We start from the raw sequence: 22,008 nt of genomic DNA, 5'->3' as shown, positions 1-22,008 counted from the left end.
GGGGCTGGGTTTCCTTTATTCAAAGGTGTAATCTTTCATAATCTCAATAGCTTCAATTTTGACATCTGTTTTTGGTTTGTCACTGCTGTCTGTTTCGACAGAAGCGATTTTATCCACAATGTCCATACCTTCGATGACTTGGCCAAAGACGGTATGCTTGCCATCTAGGTTTGGATTTCCACCGTTTTTATAGGCGTCAACGATTTTTGTTGGATATTTTGAAGATGATAGTTGGCTTGACATATCAGTTGTATTCTGGTTGATAAAGAACTGACTGCCGTTGGTTCCTGCGCCAGCATTAGCCATAGACAATGAACCGCGGATATTGTAGAGGAAGGCAGAAATCTCATCTTTGAAACCATAGCCGGCGTCGATAGTTGTTCCCTTTCCAGCCCAGATAGATTCACCACCTGTACCATTTCCTAGAGGGTCTCCTCCTTGAATCATGAAGTCCTTGATAACCCTGTGGAAAATAGTGCCATTGTAGTAGTCGTTTTTGGCATGGGTCAGGAAGTTTTCCACAGTCAATGGTGCTTGCTCTGGGAAGAGTTTGATAGTGATGTCCCCTTGGGTCGTTTTGATTTTTACAGCCGCCTCGTTTTCAGCAACCTCGCTAGATAGCTGTGGGAAGCTAGCATCGGGATTGTTGATGGCGTAGGCTAGGTCTTTGGCATACTTACTAGACGCAGTTGTGTCTGTGGTGGTTGCCAGGGTCGAACTGGAGCTAGATGAGCTTGATTGTTCAGTGCTGGTAGTGGAATTGCTTGCACAGGCTGTTAATAAAATTGTGGATGCTAGAGCAAAAAATAGTCGTTTTTTCATGGAAAATCCTTTCTGGGAAACGTAAAATTATGCTCATTTTACCATGATTTCATACAATTTTCAATTTTCTGCTGAAGTGACAAAATTTCTATAGATTTTTGTGGATAATTTGATATACTATTAGTAAAAAAGGAGTAGTTAAGTATGGAAGATTTGGTCAATAGTTCAGGTTTGCTTATGTTGTTTTTCTACGCTCTTGCTACACTCATACTAGGAACCGTTTGTTTTCAGATATTCAAAAATACGACGGAGTGGCTTCGTAATAATCAGTCACCAAGAGAAACGTGTACAGCCAAGCTGGTTGCCAAACGGACCCATGTCTTTGGCAATGAAATGGCACGGACCAATTATTATGTGACCTTTGAATGGGAAGGTAAACGGCAAGAGTTTCGAGTTCGCTCGGATGAATTTGCCCTCTTGGCTGAGGGCGACAGGGGAACCCTACATTTTCAGGGGACTCGATTCCTAGGCTTTAATCGGAGCTAGGGTTTCTTTTCTGTTTGAAATCCACAAAATAGTGTATAATAGCAGGAGTTTATCAGTCAAATGTCTTGGTCAATCAAACCAATCAGGCTGATAGGAATATACTTGGAGAAAGTTGAACATGTCAGTAGAAAAACGTATTGAAGAAATGTACAAGGACCATGAGGTCAAGCCCTATATCTCCCCAGAACGCGACCTAGCGACCTGGCTCTTAGAAGCCAAGCCAGTGCCCAAACGCAATATGGTTCGTCTGGAAGAAGGAATTTTGCCAGGAGACATTATTTTGCTATGGCGGATTAGCCTGGGTTCTTTTGAAACGACGACGCCCTACTCCAAGTACTTTGAGTATATCTATGGTATCAACGGCCCTGCTCACATGGATCAGTTGATCGCAGACGGTTATGCCTATGTGGAATCAGCCTTTGATTCCCTAGATCACATTACTTCGACTGCTAAGAAAAATATCCTCAAAGCAGAGGGTGTGACAGGCCTATCCAAGATGAAGGCGGCCGACCTCGACACTGCCCTCAAGGACCACTTGACAGAAGAAAAGCTGGCTCCATACTTTACCGTCCGAGGTTATGCCCTAACGGAAAAAGGCAGAGCTGCTCTCGATAATCACCCAGGAGTGCTTGCAAAACACCCAATGAAGAAGATGTACAAATAAAATAGAAAAGATTTTTGAAGGGCACCCAAAAGTTAGAATCATTCTAGCTTTTTGGGTGTTTTAATTTGCTAACAAATCAAGTTTTCTTGACAGAAAACGCTATCAATGATATTCTAGTATAAATTATTGAAACGTTTCAAAAGAAAGGGGTAAACCATGGAAGAGCAAAAATCAATCACCATGAAAGATGTAGCGCGGGTTGCTGGTGTAAGCGTTGGGACTGTTTCAAGAGTTATCAACAATGAGCCAGGCGTTAAGGAAGCTACTCTTGAAAAAGTCAATGCTGCCATTAAGGAATTGAATTATATTCCAGATGTTTATGCCCGTGGCATGAAGAAGAACAAGACAGAAACCATTGCCTTGATTATTCCGACAGTTTGGCATCCCTTTTTTGGAGAATTTGCCTATCATGTTGAAGTGGAGCTGAGTAAGAAAAATTACAAGTTGCTCCTTTGCAATATTTCAGGTCCAAAAAGGGAACTGGATTATCTGACCATGCTGCAACAAAATAAGGTGGACGGCATTATTGCTATCACCTATAGCCCTATTGACGATTATCTATCGTCCAATATCCCCTTTGTCAGTATCGATCGCACCTACGAAAACAAGGCCATAGCCTGTGTCAGTTCGGACAACCGAGCTGGTGCAGAACTAGCAGCGGACACCTTGATTGAAAAAGGTGGTAGCCATTTTGCCTTTATCGGTGGGCATAATAAAACAATCAACGAAACCAAGAAGCGTAGATTGTATTTTGAAAAGCGAATTTTAGAGGCAGGTTTTCCTTGTCATGTCTTGGACTTGGAAGAGCCATATGATGACTTTGTCGGTCAAGTCGAAGAGTTTCTGATTAACAATCCACAGGTTGATGCTATTTTCACCATCAATGATTTTACGGCCTTAGACACACTTGCTGTTTTGGAAAAACTGGGACGACGGGTTCCAGAAGACGTGCAGTTAATCGGCTATGACGGTATTCAGTTAGCAAGTGAACGCTCTCTAGAACTTTCCACCATTCGTCAGCCATTGGAGGCTATGGCCCAAGAAGCAGTTGCCTGTCTAGTCGATGTCATCGAGAAAAGGGAGCGTCCTCTCCAAGTAACGTTACCAATTTCTTATGTGGACGGAAAAACTACAAAAAATTTTTAAAAAAGCAGTTGACAGAAAGCGGTTACAATGATAAAATAAAATCATCAATAAACAGTTGGTTTTATTTTTACAAGAAAAATGAAACGTTTCAAAAAGAGGTTCGCATCCTCTTTCTAAAATCAATAAATTTGAAACGTTTCAAAAAGGAGTTCTTATGAAAACATCAAAACTGCAACAAGCTAGTCTATTCGATAGAATCAAGCAACAGAAACTCTTGCTACTGATGTTACTACCAGGCTTGATCTTGACCTTCATCTTCCGTTACATTCCCATGTACGGGGTGCTGATTGCCTTCAAAGACTACAACCCTTTAAAAGGTGTACTAGGAAGTGAGTGGATTGGATTTTCAGAATTTACCAAGTTTCTCTCGTCTCCAAACTTTGGTAATTTGCTTGCCAACACCTTGAAATTGAGTGTCTATGGCTTGCTACTAGGATTTCTTCCTCCGATAATTTTAGCCATCATGCTAAATCAACTATTGAGCGATAAGGCTAAAAAACGGATTCAGTTGGTGCTCTACGCTCCAAACTTTATCTCAGTCGTGGTCATCGTTGGTATGATTTTCCTCTTCTTCTCAGTAGGAGGACCGGTCAATTCCATCCTAGGTATGTTTGGCATTGAAGCAAACTTCCTGACAGATCCTGATTTCTTTAGACCCCTCTACATCCTCAGTGGTATCTGGCAGGGAATGGGTTGGGCATCAACACTCTACACAGCGACCTTGGTCAATGTCGATCCGGCCTTGATTGAAGCAGCAAAATTAGACGGTGCCAATATCTTCCAACGTATCTGGCATATTGACTTACCAGCACTAAAACCAGTTATGGTCATTCAGTTTATCCTGGCAGCTGGGGGCATCATGAACGTTGGTTATGAAAAAGCCTTTCTGATGCAGACTTCCCTCAACCTGACCAGCTCTGAAATCATCTCAACCTATGTCTATAAAATCGGTTTGGTGTCAGGGGACTACTCTTACTCAACAGCGGTTGGTTTGTTCAATGCCTTTATCAATATTATCCTGCTGATTGCAGTCAATAAGATTGTCCAACGCATTAACGACGGACAAGGCTTATAGGAGGTTCGTATGAATACACAAATGTACACAAAATTTGACAAGCGAATGCTGGTTGTCAATAAAATCTTGCTGGCATTTCTTGTTCTCATAACAGTTGTGCCTATGGTCTATATCTTAGTCGCTTCCTTCATGGATCCGCAGGCTTTGGTCAGCAAGGGAATTAGCTTTGATCCAAAGGACTGGACAATAGAAGGTTACCAACGGGTATTTTCAGACAAGTCTGTCCTACGCGGATTCTTCAACTCCCTCTTTTATTCCTTCTCTTTTGCCTTCGTGACCGTGGCGATCTCAGTCATGACTGCCTACCCACTCTCGAAAAAAGATTTAGTTGGAAAAAAATGGATTAACGCCTTTCTAGTTTTCACCATGTTCTTCGGTGGTGGACTTGTTCCGACCTATCTCTTGGTCAAAGATTTGGGAATGCTGAACACTGTCTGGGCCATTATTATTCCTGGTGCAGTCAATGTTTGGAATATCATCTTGGCACGTACCTATTTCCAAGGCTTACCAGATGAGTTGGTAGAAGCAGCCGTAATGGACGGTGCCAATGAATTTCAGATTTTCTGGAAAATCATGATTCCACTAGCTAAGCCAATCATGTTTGTGCTCTTCCTCTATGCCTTTGTAGGTCAATGGAATTCTTACTTTGATGCCATGATTTACATTAAGGATCCAGACTTGGAGCCACTCCAACTAGTACTTCGTAAAATCCTCATTCAAAGCGAGCCTGCTAAGGACATGATTGGTGCCCAGGCTGCCATGAATGAAATGAAACGCATCGCAGAAATGATTAAGTATGCGACCATTGTCATCTCTAGCTTGCCACTCATTGTCATGTATCCATTCTTCCAGAAATACTTTGACAAGGGGATTATGGCTGGCTCACTAAAAGGTTAAAATTGTTCAAAATTTTTATAGAAAACGAAACAGGAGGTTGTTTCTGATGAAACACAAATTTGGAAAAACAGTTGTTACGCTTCTAGCAAGTACCGTTTTATTGGCTGCTTGTGGCTCAAAAAATACCGCATCAAGCCCTGATTATGAATTGAAAGATGTCCAATTTCCGCTTGAAAAATCAGTCACGCTTAAGTTCATGACAGCTAGCTCCCCCCTAGCTCCAGCTGATCCGAATGATAAGTTGATTTTCCAACGTCTTGAGGAAGAAACGGGCGTTCATATCGAATGGACCAACTATCAGTCTGACTTTGGTGAAAAGCGGAACTTGGACATTGCTTCAGGTGATTTGCCAGACGCCATCCATAATGACGGGGCTTCTGATGTGGAATTGATGAACTGGGCAAAACAAGGGGTTATCGTACCAGTTGAAGACTTGATTGATGAGCATATGCCAAACCTCAAGAAAATTTTGGATGAAAATCCCGAATACCGCTCTATGATTACAGCACCAGACGGTCATATCTACTCATTCCCATGGATTGAAGAGTTGGGTGAAGGTAAGGAATCTATCCATACTGTCAGCGATATTGCTTGGATTAACAAGGAATGGTTGAACAAGCTTGGTCTTGACATGCCAAAAACAACTGATGACTTGATCAAGGTCTTGGAAGCCTTCAAGACAAAAGATCCAAACGGCAACGGTAAGGCAGATGAAATCCCAATGTCCTTTGTCAACGGTAACGGCGGCGAAGACTTCAAGATTCTCTTTGGTGCCTTTGGCGTCGGAGATAACGACGACCACATCGTCGTAAACAATGACGGTACCGTTGACTTTACAGCGGACAATGAAGACTACAAAGAAGGTGTTGAGTTCATGCGTACCCTTCAAGAAAAAGGCCTTATTGACCCAGAAGCCTTTGAGCAAGACTGGAATACCTACTTGGCAAAAGGAAGTGAGAACCTCTATGGTGTGTACTTCACTTGGGATAAAGCGAACATTACAGGGATGAACGATACTTATGATATCTTGCCTGTGTTGGCAGGACCTGACGGAACCAAGCACATCACACGTACAAACGGTATGGGCTTCCAACGCGACCGCATGGTCATTACCTCAGCTAACCAAAACTTGGAACTGACTGCTAAATGGATTGATGCCCAATACAAACCAATCCAGTCTGTTCAAAACAACTGGGGTACCTATGGTGATGAAACCCAACAAAACATCTTCGAATACGACGCAGCGACAGATAGCTTGAAACACTTGCCATTGAACGGTACTGCACCGGGCGAATTGCGTCAGAAGACAGAAGTTGGTGGACCGCTTGCTATTCTTGATGAGTACTACGGAACTGTGACAACTATGCCAGACGATGCTAAATGGCGTTTGGACTTGATGCACGCAACCTATCTTGACTATGTGACCAACGATGATATCTACCCTCGTGTTTTCATGGAACAAGAAGATTTGGACAAGATTGCCCAAGTTGAAGCAGATATGAACGACTTCATCTACCGCAAACGTGCAGAATGGATTGTCAACGGTGGTATTGAAGAAGAGTGGGATAGCTACTTGAAAGAGTTGGAAAGCTATGGACTTTCTGACTGGTTAGCTATCAAGCAAAAATACTACGATCAATACAAAGCAAATTAGTAAATTAAAAGGAGGCTGCCTGTGAAAACAGTAGTAGAAGCCAATCAATTTATTCAGACAGAAAAAGGAAAGGTCAGTCCGATTTTCAAACCGCAAGCCCATTTAACACCAGAAACAGGCTGGATGAACGACCCCAATGGATTTATCTACTTCCGTGGAGAATACCATTTGTTCTACCAATTCAACCCTTACGAGAGTGTTTGGGGACCGATGCACTGGGGTCATGCGAAAAGTAAGGACTTGGTCAACTGGGAACAGCTTCCAGTTGCCCTAGCTCCTGATAAAGCATACGATAAAGACGGCTGTTTCTCGGGCTCTGCCATTGTCAAAGATGATGTCCTCTGGCTCATGTACACAGGTCACATCGTCAATGAAGACGGGACAGTTAGCCAAGTTCAGAACATGGCTTTCTCGACTGACGGTATTCACTTTGAAAAAATCGAGCAGAATCCAGTCGCAACAGCAGAAGGACTGCCAGAAGAAGTCATTGCCAATGACTTCCGCGATCCGAAGATTTTTGAGAAAGATGGTCACTATTACTCTGTTGTCGCAACCAAGCACAAGGACAATGTCGGCTGTATCGTCTTACTCAGCTCCCCCAACCTGACAGATTGGAAATTTGAGTCTATCTTCTTGAAAGGTGAGGCCAACCAAGGCTTTGTCTGGGAATGTCCTGACTACTTTGAAGTAGGTGGTCAAGAGTACCTGATTATTTCTCCAATGCGTTACCAAAAAGACGGGAATGACTTTATCAATATCAATTCCAACATCATTGTGACAGGTCATGTGGACTGGGATAAGAAGGTCTTTGTGGCAGATTCCTTTAAGGAAATTGACCACGGACATGACTTCTACGCAGCTCAGACTACCCAAGGTCCAGAAGGCGAACGTATCATGGTAGCCTGGATGCACACCTGGGGACGCAAGTTGGTGACCAATGACCTAGGCCATAAGTGGTACGGTCAGATGACCCTTCCACGCATTCTCAAGAAGACTGAAAACGGATTGCACCAAGTTCTGCCAACAAGTGTCTTGGAAGCCTTCAGCGATATTGAAATTGGACAAAGTATCCAAGGTCCAAGCAAGCTCTCTCTTAAACTGGAAGACAGTTTGGAACTAAAACTTGGAAGCGACCAAGATTACCTGCAATTTGGTTATGATAAAGAAAGCCAAGAAGTCTATATCGACCGTAGCTCACTCAAAATCCAGCAAGTTGGTGAAGAAGAGTGGCCAACGGTTCGTCGAGCAGTTACTGTGCAAGCGACAGACCTACTAGTCTTGGTTGACACCAACTGTGTGGAAATCCTTGTCAACGACGGTCAAGAAAGCTTGACCTCAACCTTCTATGTAGAAGGTGAGCGAGCAATTAAATAACATTGTCCCCCCTAAATTATACTCTCACTCCAAGAGAAGTCCTGTAAAAAGCAGGGCTTTTTCTGATATGAAAAATATTCTCAATTATGATAAAATAAAGAGATTGAGAAAGTTGAGGATTTTATGGCAAAAACAAGTAAAAAAGGAAAGGCGACCCGCAGGCCGACCAAGGCAGAACAGGCCCAGCAAGATAAGGTAAAAAATGTCACATTACGAGTGGCTGGTATACTTTTTGTCCTCTTCGCTGCTATTCGTTTGGGAGCATTTGGGGTAACTAGCTACAACATACTACGTTTGATGTTTGGTAGTGTAACCTACCTGGTCTTGGTAGGCGCCCTTATTTTCCTCTTTGTACCGACACAGATCCGCAGTCGCAAGGGGACTATCTCGGGATTTTGTTTTCTTCTTATCGGGCTTCTAATCGAATTTCAGGCTTATTTGGATCTAGGTTATAAAGGAAGTGACTTATTCAACCAGACCTTCAAACTTATCTTGAGCGATTTATCAAAGTTTCAGGTGACTAATTTTGCTGGAGGTGGCTTGCTGGGCAGTGTCTTTTATTGGCCGGTGTCTGTCCTCTTTGCTAATGCAGGTGCCTTCTTCATCGGATTCTTGGTCCTGGCCTTTGGGATTTTTAAGTTAGGTCCATGGTCTGTCTATGATGTGGCGGATGGCTTGTCACTGGCTAAGGATAAGTTGGCTGAGGGGCAGGCAAAACGGGCAGAGCTTCGCGAGGTCAAGCGGGCTGAACGAGAAGAAAAACGTCAGCTAGAATTGGCTCGTCTTGAGGAAGAACGACTTCAATTAGAGGATAAGGAAAATACTCAGACCATTGAGTTAGATGATAGACGGATTGACTTAGAAACGGGTGAAATCCTGGAAGAACAAACTTTCCAAGTTCCTATTATCTCTGGCTATGACCATCAGGTAGAAGATGAATTTCCGGTTATGCTGGTGGAAGATGAGGAAGAAATTTCCCCTCAGAGCCAGCCTATTGCTGAAGATGATGGTCAAGATATTCAGATTGATTTCAAGCCTAAAAAGAATTTGGTTTACAAACTGCCGTCCATTGACCTCTTTGCCCCGGTCAAGTCTAAAGGACAAGGAAATGAGAAAAAGATTGTTCGTCAAAATATCAAGGTATTAGAAGATACCTTTGCCAGCTTTGGCATAAAGGTAGTGGTCGAGCGTGCAGAGATTGGTCCATCTGTGACACGGTATGAGCTAAAACCGGCTGTCGGTGTGCGGGTCAATCGGATTTCCAATCTGGCAGATGATTTAGCCTTGGCATTGGCTGCTAAGGATGTCCGTATTGAAGCACCGATTCCTGGTAAATCCTTGGTTGGTATCGAAGTGCCAAACTCAGAAGTGGCCATGGTTCCTTTCCGCGAACTTTGGGAACAATCCAAGACAGATGCGAGCAAGCTATTAGAAATTCCACTTGGTAAGGCAGTCAATGGCTCGGTCCGTTCTTTTGATTTGACCAAAATGCCCCATCTCTTGGTCGCTGGTTCAACTGGTTCAGGGAAATCCGTTGCTGTTAATGGTATTATCTCTTCTATTTTGATGAAGGCAGGACCAGATCAGGTCAAATTCATGATGATTGATCCTAAAATGGTTGAATTGTCCGTCTATAACGATATTCCCCATTTGCTTATTCCAGTAGTGACCAATCCGCGCAAGGCAGCTCGGGCCCTTCAAAAAGTCGTGGACGAAATGGAAAAACGCTACGAGCTCTTTAGTCATATCGGTGTGCGCAATTTGGAAGGCTACAATGCCAAGGTAGAAGAGTTTAACAGTCGTTCAGAAGAAAAACAAATTCCCCTTCCCCTCATTGTCGTCATTGTCGATGAGTTGGCAGACTTGATGATGGTGGCCAGCAAGGAAGTGGAAGATGCCATTATTCGTTTGGGGCAAAAGGCGCGTGCAGCAGGTATTCACATGATTCTGGCCACCCAGCGTCCGTCTGTTGATGTTATCTCTGGTTTGATTAAGGCCAATGTGCCATCTCGTGTCGCCTTTGCGGTCGCTTCTGGTACAGATTCGCGGACCATTTTAGGAGAAAATGGAGCAGAGAAACTCTTGGGTCGTGGAGATATGCTCTTCCATCCTATTGGAGAGTCTGCACCCGTTCGATTACAAGGTTCCTTTATTTCCGATGACGATGTTGAGCGCATTGTCAACTTTGTCAAGGAACAAGCAGATGCTGATTATGATGAAACCTTCGACCCTGGAGAAGTTGCAGACGGTGACGGAGAATCTGGTTTTGGTGATGAGGGTGGAGATCCACTCTTCAATGAAGCGCGTGCTTTGGTAGTGGAAACTCAGAAAGCCAGTGCTTCTATGATCCAACGACGCTTGTCTGTCGGCTTTAACCGAGCAACCAGACTAATGGAAGAGTTGGAAGCAGCAGGGGTGATTGGTCCTGCAGAGGGAACCAAACCTAGAAAGGTATTGGAAACACAGTAATGAAATTTGAAGCAGTCCACCATATTGCCATCATCGGCAGCCATTATGAACGAACACGAGAGTTCTATGTTGAAAAATTAGGCTTTGAGCAGCTAGATGAACACATCCGTCCAGAAAAAAATGACATTCTTTTCAATGTCAAAAAAGGAAATATGGTCTTGGAAATTTTTATCAAGCCGGATGCGCCTCTTCGTCCAGCCATGCCCAATCCTGAACATACAGGATTACGCCATCTAGCATTTAAAGTGGCTAATGTGGAAGCTTGTCTGGAAGAATTTGACCGTTTAGGTATTCGACATGAACCTATCCGGACAGATGATTTTGACCGGAAGAAGATGGCTTTCTTCTTTGATCCAGATGGCCTTCCACTTGAAATCCATGAATAAAATAAGCCCCTTGTAACAACTAGCTACAAGGGACTTTGTTTATGATTTGAGTACTAAAACAGCAATGACTAAAGCTAAATACATGAAAAATGTCAAAATGAAACCGGAACGCCAAAAAACCTTGAAAAATCTTTTATAAGAGAAGCTTCTCTTATTTAGGAGAAAGAATGCGCAAAGCCCCAGTGATAGCAGAGAAAGAGATAAAGTAAGGTGAGGCAATAAGCTATTGTAATACATTTTATCTGAAATGAGATAAAATTCAAAAGCATATAAAGGAAAAGCAATATCAGCGAAATTTCTTCCATATTTTTTTAAATTGAAAACTTTAACTATTATGATAGAAATCGCCAAAGTTAGAAATACAAAAAGAATAGCTATGATTTTTAAAAATAATATTGATTCAAACATATATTCATTCTATAAAAAATGCTAAAAAAAGTAAACTTAAAGCTTGCAATTCTTAAAAAATCATGTATAATGAAAAGGTATGTGTAAAACACATATTTGTGGGAGGTAAAAATCTGTAATTACCGCCAAAACCACAATAGGAGGATTTTATATCATGGCTAAAAAAGTCGAAAAACTCGTAAAACTTCAAATTCCTGCAGGTAAAGCTACTCCAGCTCCACCAGTCGGACCAGCACTTGGTCAAGCAGGTATCAACATCATGGGATTCACTAAAGAGTTCAACGCTCGTACGGCTGACCAAGCTGGTTTGATTATCCCAGTCGTTATCTCTGTGTATGAAGATAAATCATTCACTTTCGTGACTAAAACACCACCGGCTGCTGTTCTTTTGAAAAAAGCTGCAGGTGTTGAAAAAGGTTCAGGTACTCCAAACAAAACTAAGGTTGCAACAGTTACTCGTGCACAAGTACAAGAAATTGCTGAGACTAAAATGCCTGACTTGAACGCTGCATCTCTTGAAGCTGCGATTCGTATGATCGAAGGTACCGCTCGTTCTATGGGATTCACTGTTGCTGACTAATAAGTAGCACCCAAGATTATCTGATTACAAGGAGACATATAACATGGCTAAAAAAAGCAAAAACTTGCGTGCTGCTCTTGAAAAAATCGACAGCACAAAATTGTACAGCGTAGAAGAGGCTGTTGCTCTTGCAAAAGAAACTAACTTCGCTAAATTTGATGCGTCAGTTGAAGTTGCTTACAACTTGAACATCGACGTTCGTAAAGCAGACCAACAAATCCGTGGTGCAATGGTATTGCCAAACGGTACTGGTAAAACTGCTCGAGTTCTTGTTTTCGCACGTGGTGCTAAAGCAGAAGAAGCAAAAGCTGCTGGTGCAGACTTTGTTGGTGAAGATGACCTCGTTGCTAAAATCAACGGTGGTTGGTTGGACTTCGACGTTGTTATCGCAACTCCAGATATGATGGCAGTTGTTGGACGTCTTGGTCGCGTACTTGGTCCACGTAACTTGATGCCAAACCCTAAAACTGGTACAGTAACAATGGATGTTGCTAAAGCAGTTGAAGAGTCTAAAGGTGGTAAAATCACTTACCGTGCTGACAAAGCAGGTATCGTACAAGCTCTTATCGGTAAGGTATCATTTGACGCTGACAAACTCGTTGAAAACTTCAAAGCTTTCCACGATGTAATGGCTAAAGCTAAACCAGCTACAGCTAAAGGTACTTACATGACTTCAGTATCAATCACAACAACACAAGGTGTTGGTATTAAAGTAGATCCAAACTCACTTTAATCAATAGAAAGATTGTCTTAGGGCAATCTTTTTTTCTTGAGATTTTCTTGACAAGCACTTGATCTCGATTTATACTATATTCAATTTACATAAAAGGAGTTATCCGATGAAAGTAGCAGAGAAAGAAGAGTTTTATAAATACCTTTCTGCGGCCTACAACCTTCCGCAGGAAGCATTTTCAGAAGCCCTGCGTGAAAAAATATTGGAGGTAGCAGGTCAGCTGGAAAAGGAGGAAAATCTCTATATACTGGCTGGACACTTAAGTCGCTTTATCAATGCAGAGTTAACAGCTCTGACTTGTCGAGCGCCTAAGGAATTGGTGCAACTAGCCCATTACCTTCAAGAGGTTCAAAACCATTATCGCTATGCTAGTCTTTTTCCAGGAAAGGTAAAATAGGAGAAAACATGACAGAATACACAAAACCACTTGTATGGAAGTGGGAAGATGAAAATGACAATCGTTCAGGCAATCGTCCAACAGCAGGCAGTCGCTTTGAGCAAGACCTACCAAAGGGAGAGAAGCCTTTCCAAGTTTATTCCTTGGGAACACCTAACGGTATTAAGGTTGCTATCATGCAGGAAGAGTTGAAGGAGTTAGGGATTTCAGACGCAGCCTACGACCTATATCTGATCAATATCGGTCAAGGGGATCAGTTTGGCTCTGGTTTTGTTGGGATAAATCCAAACTCAAAAATTCCAGCTATGGTAGATTACTCTGAGAAGGAGCCGGTTACAGTTTTTGAATCAGCCAACATTCTACTTTACCTGGCAGAAAAATTTGACGCCTTCCTACCAAAAGCTTGGGCAGAGCGGACAGAGGTTCTTAATTGGCTCTTCTGGCAAACTGGCGCCGCTCCATTTGTTGGTGGAGGATTTGGACATTTCTTCCATTACGCTCCGACAGCGCAGGAATATCCGATTAACCGCTATGCCATGGAAACCAAACGCCAATTAGATTTGTTGGATCAATTATTGGCGACCAGAGAATACATTGCTGGAAAAGACTATACCATCGCAGATATAGCCATCTGGTCCTGGTATGGTCGATTGGTTCAGGGTCAACTCTATCCAGGTTCAGCAGAGTTTTTAGATGTGAATTCTTATCATAATCTAGTAGCCTGGGTGAAAAAAATTGCAGACCGTCCAGCCGTTCAGAGAGGTCTGGTAGTAAAATATGCTTCTATAGAAGATTAAGAACCCGTATTCACCCTCCAGCACTTCCATCTATGGCTAGTTTTTCACTTATTCAGCCTTTGTTAATATTCCCTAAAAAGCTGCCTTGATTAGTGAAAAACTAGCTCTAATCTAAAAGGACTTTGCTTGTGAATTCAGGTTCTAAGTAACGAGGCTGGGCTCAAGCCCAGCACCACTTCTCAAAGTTAGCGTCAACATCTCAGCGCAGTGGTTGATTGGCAGATTTGTTCGTGTTTCACACTCCAAATCTGACCATTACGACTGTTGCGAACAAAGTTCGCTCTATTTCCAACCTCCAACAGTCACTACTCTGACTGTTGGAGCTATGCGGGGGTGGGAGTGAAACAGTCTGGGGATAGACTGTTTCAGCTCAACAACTGGAAATAAGGACTTGTTGACGAACTCTTCTTTTAATTGTTGAGTTCTGTCCCACTCCCTTTTGCTTGCTCATATTTTACAATGGTTTGATAAAAGTTTATAATAGAGGAGTTATCTTAAAAGAAAGAAGTTTTATCATGTCTGAACAAACAAAAATGGGCCAATCTCGTGAACAAGAAACCATGGTGCGAGGCATGGCCTGGTTGACCGCTGGGAATTTTCTCAGTCGTCTGCTGGGAGTTGCCTATGTGATACCTTGGTATATCTGGTTGGGAGAACATCGGGCGGAGGCCAATGCCTTATTTAGCATGGGCTATCAAATTTATGCCAACTTCCTATTGATTTCTACAGCTGGTCTACCGACAGCTATTGCCAAACAAGTGGCCAAGTACAATGTTTTAGGGAAAGAAGATGTCTCGCTCTACCTGGTCAGAGAGTTTTTTAAACTCATGCTGGTTTTCGGTGCAGTTTTTGCAGGAGCCATGTTCATCAGTTCCCCTTGGTTAGCAGAAGCGTCAGGCTCTAAAGAGAAGCTGATACCAGTCATGTACAGTCTGGTTCCGCCTTTATTTATTTTCCCTGCCATGAGTATCCTACGTGGTTTTTTCCAGGGGCGGCACGATATGAAACCTTACGCTATCAGTCAGCTGGCTGAGCAGTTGGTTCGTGTTATTTGGATTCTAGCAGCTACCTTTATTATCATGAAGCTGGGCAACGGGAACTATCTAGACGCAGTGGTACAGTCGACCTTTGCTGCCTTTATAGGTATGCTGGCAAGTGTAGGAATTCTGGTTTATACTCTCTGGAAACAGGGTTATCTGGGAAAATTACTCCATGCCAAGAAGCAGAACATATCGGTCAATACAGGTCAACTCATCAAAGAAACAGTCAAGGATGCCATTCCGATTATTATCTTGAGTTTGACCATCCAGTTGCTGCAATTTATTGACCAAGTTACCTTTATCAATGTCATGGAGAAGATTACAAGCCTTACCAATTCGGAACTCTTGGAACTCTATTCCTTTATGTCTGCCAATCCCAATAAGATTACCATGATGATTATTGGGATTTCTATCAGTCTGGGCAGTGTAGCTATTCCACTCATTACTGAGAAGTTTGTAAAAAAAGATTTGAAGGCAGCTTCCAATTTGGTGGCGGATAACTTGCAGTTACTCTTTATTTTTACCATTCCAGCCATTGTTGGAACGGTCTTGTTGGCTAGACCACTCTACTCAGTCTTCTACGGTCAATCGCAGGATATTGAAATTCAGCTTTTTGTTTGGAACCTGGTCATGATTTTACCTCTTGGCTTGTACTCTGTTATCAGTGTTGTCATTCAAGCGATTTTTGAAAATCGTCGAGCGGTTATCTATTTTGCGATTGGGATGCTGATAAAAGTGGTCTTGCAGTTGCCAATGATTTATCTCTTCCAAGTATACGGCCCCTTCCTTTCAACCCTGGTCAGTCTTACCGTCATGCTCTATTTATTCTATAAGCGTATTGACGCAGTCTTAGGTGTGGACGAAGGATTGATTGTGAAAGATATTGTGACAATTAGCTGGATTTCCCTGGTTATGGGTGGCATTGTTTGGCTACTTGAGTTGCTTCTCAATCACTTGTTACCAGCTGGTGGTTATCTGTCGAGCTTTGTTCATTTGCTCCTTTCGGGAGGGGTGGGCGTATTCGTTTTTGTCATTTTGACCTTGAAGACACGACAGCTGGATCGTTTGATTGGCGGTCGGGCAGACTTGCTCCGTCGCAAACTAAAATTGGCTTAATAAACTCTAGGAAAATCTGGAATGGATTTTCCTTTTTTCGTGGAGATTTTTCTATAAAAAATTTTGATTTTGTGGTAGAATAGTAGGGATAAAAAAGAGGAGAGAGATGATGAAACCTAAATACCAACGTATTCTAATCAAACTATCTGGCGAGGCCTTGGCCGGTGAACGTGGTGTCGGTATTGACATCCAAACGGTTCAAGCAATGGCTAAGGAAATTCAAGAAGTAGCAGAATCAGGTGTTCAAATTGCCCTTGTTATTGGTGGTGGTAACCTTTGGCGTGGTGAACCTGCTGCTGAGGCTGGTATGGATCGTGTGCAGGCAGACTATACTGGTATGCTTGGTACGGTGATGAATGCTCTTGTAATGGCTGATTCCCTTAAACAGCTTGGTGTGGATACACGCGTGCAGACAGCGATTGCCATGCAGTCAGTTGCAGAGCCTTATATTCGTGGTCGTGCTCTTCGTCATCTTGAAAAAGGTCGCATTGTTATTTTTGGAGCTGGTATTGGTTCTCCGTACTTCTCAACGGATACGACAGCGGCTCTTCGTGCTGCAGAAATTGAAGCAGATGCGATTTTGATGGCTAAAAACGGTGTGGATGGTGTTTACAATGCCGATCCTAAGAAAGATGCCAATGCGGTTAAGTTTAATGAATTAACCCACCGTGAAGTCATCAGCCGTGGCTTGAAAATCATGGATGCAACGGCCTCAACTCTTTCAATGGACAACGATATTGACTTGGTAGTCTTTAACATGAACGAACCAGGCAATATCAAGCGTGTTGTATTTGGTGAACAAATCGGTACTACAGTTTCTAACTCTACAGAAGAAAAATAAAATATAAAGAAGGAAGTCTTATGTCTAAAGAAATTATTGCAAAAGCCCAAGAACGCATGAACCAATCGCATCAGAGTTTGGCTCGTGAGTTTAGCCATATCCGTGCTGGTCGTGCCAATGCTAGCTTGTTGGACCGTATCTCAGTAGAATACTACGGTGCACCAACTCCCTTGAACCAATTGGCTGGTATTACCGTTCCAGAAGCGCGTGTTCTCTTGATTACACCATTTGACAAGTCAATCTTGAAGGATATTGAGCGTGCCCTGAACGCATCTGATCTTGGTTTGACACCACAGTCTGATGGTACAGTTATTCGCTTGGTTATTCCTGCATTGACAGAGGAAACTCGTAAAAACTTGGCAAAAGATGTGAAAAAAGTGGGTGAAAACTCTAAAGTGGCTATCCGAAACATCCGTCGTGATGCCATGGATGAAGCTAAGAAAGCTGAAAAAGCGAAAGAAATCACGGAAGATGACTTGAAAACCCTTGAAAAAGATATTCAAAAAGTCACTGATGAAGCTATCAAGACCATCGATAAGATGACTGCCGACAAGGAAAAAGAATTGTTGGAAGTCTAATCCATTTCCTTTAATGCAACTAGAAGTCATTACTAACATGTCTAACGTAAGTGATGATACAATAAACATCTAATGGGGGAGTTAGACAAAACTCCTCCATTTTTAATCAGAAAGAAGAAAATCATGAATGATTTATTAGCACACTATGTGGTTGGTCTTGTGACCGACCAAAATGACCAGTATTACTTTATCCAGAAAGAAGGTCTGACCTTTGCTCTTTCAAAAGATGAAGGAGAGTTCCAACTAGGGCAATCTGTCGAGGGTTTCGCTTATACAGATATGAAACAAAAGCTGCGTTTAACCACTAAAGAAGTGGGAGCAAGCCGGACTAGCTTTGGTTGGGGAACAGTGACTGATGTTCGTAAAGACTTGGGTGTCTTTGTGGACACTGGTTTACCAGACAAGCAGGTGGTTGTTTCCTTGGATATTTTGCCTGAAATCAAGGAGTTGTGGCCTAAAAAAGGCGACCAACTTTATGTGAAATTGGATGTGGATAAGAAAGACCGTATCTGGGCCCTACCAGCTTTTCAAGAAGATTTCCAAAAGATGGCGGGTCCTGCTTATGATAATATGCAGAACCAAACCCTGCGTGCCATCGTTTACCGTCTGAAGATGACAGGGACTTTTGTCTATCTACCTGATAACAATATGCTTGGATTTATCCATCCTAGTGAACGGTTTGCCGAGCCACGCTTGGGTCAGGTCTTGGAGGTACGTGTGATTGGTTATCGGGCAGTCGACCGAACATTGAATTTATCGCTCAAACCGCGTTCATTTGAGATGTTGGAAAATGATGCCCAGATGATTTTGACCTATCTGGAGAGCAGTGGGGGCTTTATGACCTTGAACGACAAGTCTGCTCCGGAAGACATCAAGTCCACCTTTGGTATTTCCAAGGGACAATTTAAAAAGGCCCTAGGTGGCTTGATGAAGGCTGGTAAGGTCAAGCAAGATGAATTTGGAACGGAGTTGATCTAGCTGATGAGAGTCTATATTGCTGGAAGTGGTGCCATGGGTTGTCGTTTTGGCTATCAGTTATCAAAGACAAAGCATGAAGTGATTTTGTTGGATAATTGGGATGCCCATATTGAAGCGATTCGTGAAAATGGTCTGAAGGTGACGGGAGATTTTGATGATGTCGTCCAGCTCCCTATTATGAAGCCGACTGAGGCGACGGAAGTTGCTGACCTGATCATCCTCTTAACCAAGGCGGACCAGTTGCCAAAAATGTTGCAGGATATTAAGGGTATCATTGGTGAAAAGACTAAGGTTCTTAGCCTCTTGAATGGACTTGGACATGCGACCACCATGCGCCGTTATGTGCCTGATGAGAGTATTATGGTAGGTGTAACGATTTGGTTGGCTGGGCTTAAGGGACCGGGGCACGCGCATTTGCAAGGGCCAGGTTCAATTTCAATACAGAATATGGTTGGCAATAGTCAGTCAGTAGAAGGCATCGTTGACATGTTCAATGAAGCTGGTCTAAATGCGACCTATGATGACCACGTCATCAATGCCATTTGGCAAAAAGCCTGTGTCAATGGAACTATGAATCCGACTTGTACAGTTTTGAATTGTACCATTGGAGAACTCTTCGGGACTGAGGGTGGACTCAATTTGGTACAAGGTATTTTCAAGGAATTTATCGCCGTAGCCAAGTCGGAGACGGCTGGAATTGATGAAGCTGCGATTTGGAAATACATCATGGACACATCGAAAAAGGCTTCCAATCATTACCCATCCATGCATCAGGATTTGGTCCAAAACGGTCGTAAGACTGAAATTGACTATCTGAATGGCGCTGTTGTTTTTAAAGGCAAGCGAGCAGGGATTCCAACGCCCTATTGCCAAATGATTACAGAGATGGTTCATGCCAAAGAAGCCATGCTTGGGTTGAGATAGGAGCTTGTCATGTTGATTGAAGTGGAAACAATAGAAGAGTACATGGCCGCCCTGCCAGACAATCGCAGAGAGGCAGTTGAACGGCTTCATCAGGTAATTGTGGAGCATTTGCCTGCTGGTTTTGAGGTTGGTGTGCTGGGTGGAATGATCAATTATTACGTCCCCCTGACTTCCTATCCAAATGGTTACCATTGTACACCTGGAGAACCCTTACCTTTCTTGGCCTTGGCCTCACAAAAGGCTCATATTGCCCTCTATCATATGGGAATTTATATGGATAAGGAATTGAATGACTGGTTTGTAGAAAAGTATCAGGCACAGGTTCCGACCAAATTGGATATGGGTAAATCCTGCGTTCGCATGAAAAATCCCAAGAATATTCCTTATGAGTTGATTGGCCAATTGGTGAGTAAGATGTCTATGGAGCGCTATATTGCTCTCTACGAAGAAAATCATATTAGAAAGTAAGAGTTGTGAGAAGAAGTTTTTATTCTTGGTTGATGACCCAACGCAATCCTAAGAGCAATGAGCCTGTTGCAATCCTAGCAGATTATGTTTTTGATGAGTCTGATTTTCCCAAACAATCAGATGATTTTGATGAGGTCAGTCGTTTTTTGGAAGAATCTGCTAGTTTTGCTTTTTCCATGTCAGACTTTGATGCCATTTGGGAAGACTATTTGGGACATTGATGATATGAATATGTGAGAGTAGTTGTAAAAGTGCAACTGCTCTTTTTTGAAAAATAGCTTAAAAATGAACAAGAATATTTTTTCAAGCCATATACTTGCATTTTTCGGGGGGGGGGGTAAAATAAATATTCAGGATGAACTTCGTCCTGGTATAGCTGCTGATATTTTGTAGGGTATAATGTCGTTACTTATATACAAAAGAGGCAGTTAAACAACTGGAAACCAAACTTTCCTTCCTTTCTTTATTATTCTACACCCCCAGATAGAAATTTTAAGTTTGGTCTTTCTAAAACAGTGAATGTCGCCATATTCACTGTTTTTCTTTTTACCTCGAAAATTCAGTTGGTGGAAAATTTTGGTATAATAATAGAAAAGCTACCAAAGGAGAAGTTTCTTGCTAGAACATTCAATTGATATTCAATTAAAACATCCAGATGATTTGTTTAGTCTTTTTGGATCAAACGAACGCCATCTGCGATTGATGGAAAAGGAATTGGGCGTGGTTATCCATGCACGAACGGAAAAAGTGCAGGTGATTGGACAAGATGACCATGTCGAACAGGCTCGCCTGGTTATCCAGTCCCTTCTTGTCTTGGTCAATCGTGGTTTGGTCATCAATACGCCAGATGTGGTCACGGCTATTTCCATGGTCAAAAATGATGAGATTGAGAAATTCGTTGCCCTTTACGAAGAAGAAATCATTAAGGACAACTACGGCAAACCCATTCGCGTAAAGACCCTTGGACAAAAACTCTATGTGGATAGCGTAAAGCGTCATGACATCGTGTTTGGAATTGGACCAGCTGGTACAGGTAAGACCTTCTTAGCGGTTACTCTAGCTGTAACAGCCCTCAAGCGGGGACAGGTCAAGCGGATCGTTCTGACACGTCCTGCGGTCGAGGCGGGCGAAAGTTTAGGTTTTTTGCCAGGGGACTTAAAAGAAAAAGTAGATCCATATCTGCGGCCGGTTTATGATGCCCTTTATCAGATTTTGGGCAAGGAGCAGACCACGCGCTTAATGGAGCGGGAGATTATCGAGATTGCACCGCTGGCCTATATGCGGGGGCGGACCTTGGAGGATGCTTTTGTCATCTTGGATGAGGCTCAAAATACCACCATTATGCAGATGAAGATGTTCCTGACCCGTCTAGGATTCAACTCCAAGATGATTGTCAATGGGGATATTAGCCAGATTGACCTACCACGTAAGGTTAAGTCGGGCTTGATTGATGCGACAGAGAAACTAAGCAAAATTCCACAGATTGACTTCGTCCATTTTTCAGCCAAGGATGTGGTCCGCCACCCAGTTGTTGCCCAGATTATCAACGCTTACGAGCAGGAGGCACTGGCTGCGGATGGTCGGGCAAGTTTTGAAAGTATAGGGCAACCAAGTCGGAGTGAAGAGGATGAAGATTAGTCGATTTTCTACCCAATATCAAGTACAAAAGCTGACAGAAGTTGATTTGGAGCAGGTCTTGGCTCTCTATCAGACAAATCCTCTCTATTTTGAGCATTTTCCACCTTTACCAAGTCTGGAAAGCCTGGCCAATGACCTGGTCGATTGTCCACCTGGGAAGTCCTTGTCGGACAAGTATTTTCTGGGTTTCTGGGAGCATAATCGCTTGGTGGCTATACTGGACTTGATTGATGGTTATCCAACTGCGGAGATTGCCTACATTGGACTGTTTATGATAGATGCCAATCTCTCTGGTCAAGGTCTTGGTTCAAGAATAATGGCAGAGCTTCTGCCCCAATTAGCAACTCGGTTCAAAAAGGTTCGTCTAGGCTATGTAGAAAGCAATCCCCAGTCCAGTTATTTTTGGTCCAAAGTTGGATTTTGTCCAACTGGCGAGGTCAAAGAAATAGCTGGAAAAACAATCGTCCTAGCCGAATACGCATTGGATGAAATATAAAAAAACTGCCTGGTTCAATCAGAACTGGGCAGTATTTATTT

Annotated in this window: 24 protein-coding genes; 22 read left to right on the top strand and 2 right to left on the bottom strand. The window is 42.8% G+C overall.

Translation table 11 applies throughout. The features are described 5' to 3' along the window. Nucleotides 1-15: 15 nt before the first annotated feature. Nucleotides 16-822, bottom strand: a complete 807-nt coding sequence (locus ACEE44_RS02150; protein WP_449171095.1) for a peptidylprolyl isomerase — start codon at nt 820-822, stop codon at nt 16-18. A gap of 144 nt (nt 823-966) precedes the next feature. Here ACEE44_RS02150 and ACEE44_RS02145 point away from each other — a divergent pair, with 144 nt between their 5' ends. The 9 genes from ACEE44_RS02145 to gloA2 all read left to right on the top strand — a co-directional run bounded on the left by ACEE44_RS02145 (nt 967) and on the right by gloA2 (nt 10,973). Continuing rightward, nucleotides 967-1,308, top strand: coding sequence for a DUF2500 domain-containing protein (locus tag ACEE44_RS02145; RefSeq protein ID WP_449171094.1), 342 nt, complete (start codon nt 967-969; stop codon nt 1,306-1,308). Nucleotides 1,309-1,426: 118 nt separating this feature from the next. Next, a complete protein-coding gene (locus tag ACEE44_RS02140; protein WP_449171093.1) occupies nt 1,427-1,972 on the top strand; it encodes a hypothetical protein in 546 nt (181 codons plus the stop codon). Between the two features lie 156 nt (nt 1,973-2,128). After that, on the top strand, nt 2,129-3,118 hold the full coding sequence (locus ACEE44_RS02135) for a LacI family DNA-binding transcriptional regulator (protein ID WP_332413086.1): 990 nt from the start codon (nt 2,129-2,131) through the stop codon (nt 3,116-3,118). Between the two features lie 154 nt (nt 3,119-3,272). Further along, nucleotides 3,273-4,193, top strand: a complete 921-nt coding sequence (locus ACEE44_RS02130) for an ABC transporter permease (RefSeq protein ID WP_449171092.1) — start codon at nt 3,273-3,275, stop codon at nt 4,191-4,193. 9 nt (nt 4,194-4,202) lie between these two features. Further along, entirely contained in the window at nt 4,203-5,090 is an 888-nt protein-coding gene (locus tag ACEE44_RS02125; protein WP_449171091.1) for a carbohydrate ABC transporter permease, read from the top strand. Nucleotides 5,091-5,136: 46 nt separating this feature from the next. Further along, nucleotides 5,137-6,744: an ABC transporter substrate-binding protein gene (locus ACEE44_RS02120; RefSeq protein ID WP_449171090.1), complete on the top strand. Its 1,608-nt coding sequence runs from the start codon at nt 5,137-5,139 to the stop codon at nt 6,742-6,744. 21 nt (nt 6,745-6,765) lie between these two features. Continuing rightward, nucleotides 6,766-8,118 (top strand): glycoside hydrolase family 32 protein, encoded by a 1,353-nt coding sequence (locus ACEE44_RS02115; protein WP_449171089.1) that lies wholly within the window; start codon nt 6,766-6,768, stop codon nt 8,116-8,118. A 123-nt stretch (nt 8,119-8,241) separates the two neighbouring features. After that, on the top strand, nt 8,242-10,587 hold the full coding sequence (locus ACEE44_RS02110) for a DNA translocase FtsK (RefSeq protein ID WP_449171088.1): 2,346 nt from the start codon (nt 8,242-8,244) through the stop codon (nt 10,585-10,587). Beyond that, nucleotides 10,587-10,973, top strand: coding sequence for an SMU1112c/YaeR family gloxylase I-like metalloprotein (gene gloA2 / locus ACEE44_RS02105; protein ID WP_332413078.1), 387 nt, complete (start codon nt 10,587-10,589; stop codon nt 10,971-10,973). Before ACEE44_RS02110 ends, gloA2 begins: the two co-directional genes overlap by 1 nt. 39 nt (nt 10,974-11,012) lie before the next feature. Here gloA2 and ACEE44_RS02100 read toward each other — a convergent pair whose 3' ends face one another. Then, on the bottom strand, nt 11,013-11,381 hold the full coding sequence (locus tag ACEE44_RS02100) for a DUF3397 family protein (protein WP_332413077.1): 369 nt from the start codon (nt 11,379-11,381) through the stop codon (nt 11,013-11,015). A gap of 154 nt (nt 11,382-11,535) precedes the next feature. On the opposite strand from ACEE44_RS02100, the gene rplK reads away from it, so the two are divergent. The 13 genes from rplK to ACEE44_RS02035 all read left to right on the top strand — a co-directional run bounded on the left by rplK (nt 11,536) and on the right by ACEE44_RS02035 (nt 21,967). Beyond that, nucleotides 11,536-11,961, top strand: a complete 426-nt coding sequence (rplK, locus tag ACEE44_RS02095) for a 50S ribosomal protein L11 (RefSeq protein ID WP_105109941.1) — start codon at nt 11,536-11,538, stop codon at nt 11,959-11,961. A gap of 43 nt (nt 11,962-12,004) precedes the next feature. Then, nucleotides 12,005-12,694, top strand: a complete 690-nt coding sequence (rplA, locus tag ACEE44_RS02090) for a 50S ribosomal protein L1 (protein ID WP_024379858.1) — start codon at nt 12,005-12,007, stop codon at nt 12,692-12,694. A 106-nt stretch (nt 12,695-12,800) separates the two neighbouring features. Beyond that, the gene (locus ACEE44_RS02085; RefSeq protein ID WP_332413074.1) at nt 12,801-13,091 is read left to right on the top strand and encodes a hypothetical protein; all 291 of its coding nucleotides are present in this window, start codon (nt 12,801-12,803) and stop codon (nt 13,089-13,091) included. 8 nt (nt 13,092-13,099) lie between these two features. Next, nucleotides 13,100-13,888, top strand: coding sequence for a glutathione-dependent disulfide-bond oxidoreductase (gene yghU / locus ACEE44_RS02080; RefSeq protein WP_449171087.1), 789 nt, complete (start codon nt 13,100-13,102; stop codon nt 13,886-13,888). 515 nt (nt 13,889-14,403) lie between these two features. Further along, nucleotides 14,404-16,044: a putative polysaccharide biosynthesis protein gene (locus ACEE44_RS02075; protein ID WP_449171086.1), complete on the top strand. Its 1,641-nt coding sequence runs from the start codon at nt 14,404-14,406 to the stop codon at nt 16,042-16,044. Between the two features lie 106 nt (nt 16,045-16,150). Then, nucleotides 16,151-16,885, top strand: coding sequence for a UMP kinase (pyrH, locus tag ACEE44_RS02070; RefSeq protein ID WP_172029101.1), 735 nt, complete (start codon nt 16,151-16,153; stop codon nt 16,883-16,885). 20 nt (nt 16,886-16,905) lie between these two features. After that, nucleotides 16,906-17,463 (top strand): ribosome recycling factor, encoded by a 558-nt coding sequence (gene frr / locus ACEE44_RS02065; RefSeq protein ID WP_105108778.1) that lies wholly within the window; start codon nt 16,906-16,908, stop codon nt 17,461-17,463. Between the two features lie 123 nt (nt 17,464-17,586). Continuing rightward, complete coding sequence (locus ACEE44_RS02060; RefSeq protein ID WP_449171085.1) at nt 17,587-18,441, top strand: CvfB family protein; 855 nt, start codon at nt 17,587-17,589, stop codon at nt 18,439-18,441. Between the two features lie 3 nt (nt 18,442-18,444). Next, nucleotides 18,445-19,365 carry a 2-dehydropantoate 2-reductase gene (locus ACEE44_RS02055; RefSeq protein WP_449171084.1) on the top strand — a complete coding sequence of 307 codons (921 nt, stop codon included), beginning with the start codon at nt 18,445-18,447 and terminating at the stop codon, nt 19,363-19,365. Between the two features lie 9 nt (nt 19,366-19,374). Continuing rightward, nucleotides 19,375-19,833 (top strand): DUF1801 domain-containing protein, encoded by a 459-nt coding sequence (locus ACEE44_RS02050; protein WP_449171083.1) that lies wholly within the window; start codon nt 19,375-19,377, stop codon nt 19,831-19,833. Between the two features lie 5 nt (nt 19,834-19,838). After that, complete coding sequence (locus tag ACEE44_RS02045) at nt 19,839-20,054, top strand: YozE family protein (protein ID WP_449171082.1); 216 nt, start codon at nt 19,839-19,841, stop codon at nt 20,052-20,054. A 394-nt stretch (nt 20,055-20,448) separates the two neighbouring features. Further along, entirely contained in the window at nt 20,449-21,471 is a 1,023-nt protein-coding gene (locus tag ACEE44_RS02040) for a PhoH family protein (protein ID WP_449171081.1), read from the top strand. Beyond that, entirely contained in the window at nt 21,461-21,967 is a 507-nt protein-coding gene (locus ACEE44_RS02035) for a GNAT family N-acetyltransferase (RefSeq protein WP_449171080.1), read from the top strand. The genes ACEE44_RS02040 and ACEE44_RS02035 overlap by 11 nt, the downstream gene beginning before the upstream one ends. The last annotated feature ends 41 nt before the right edge of the window (nt 21,968-22,008 follow it).

This window comes from Streptococcus sp. 32226D021BW (assembly GCF_053545015.1).
This window is presented reverse-complemented; position numbering and strand designations above follow the sequence as displayed.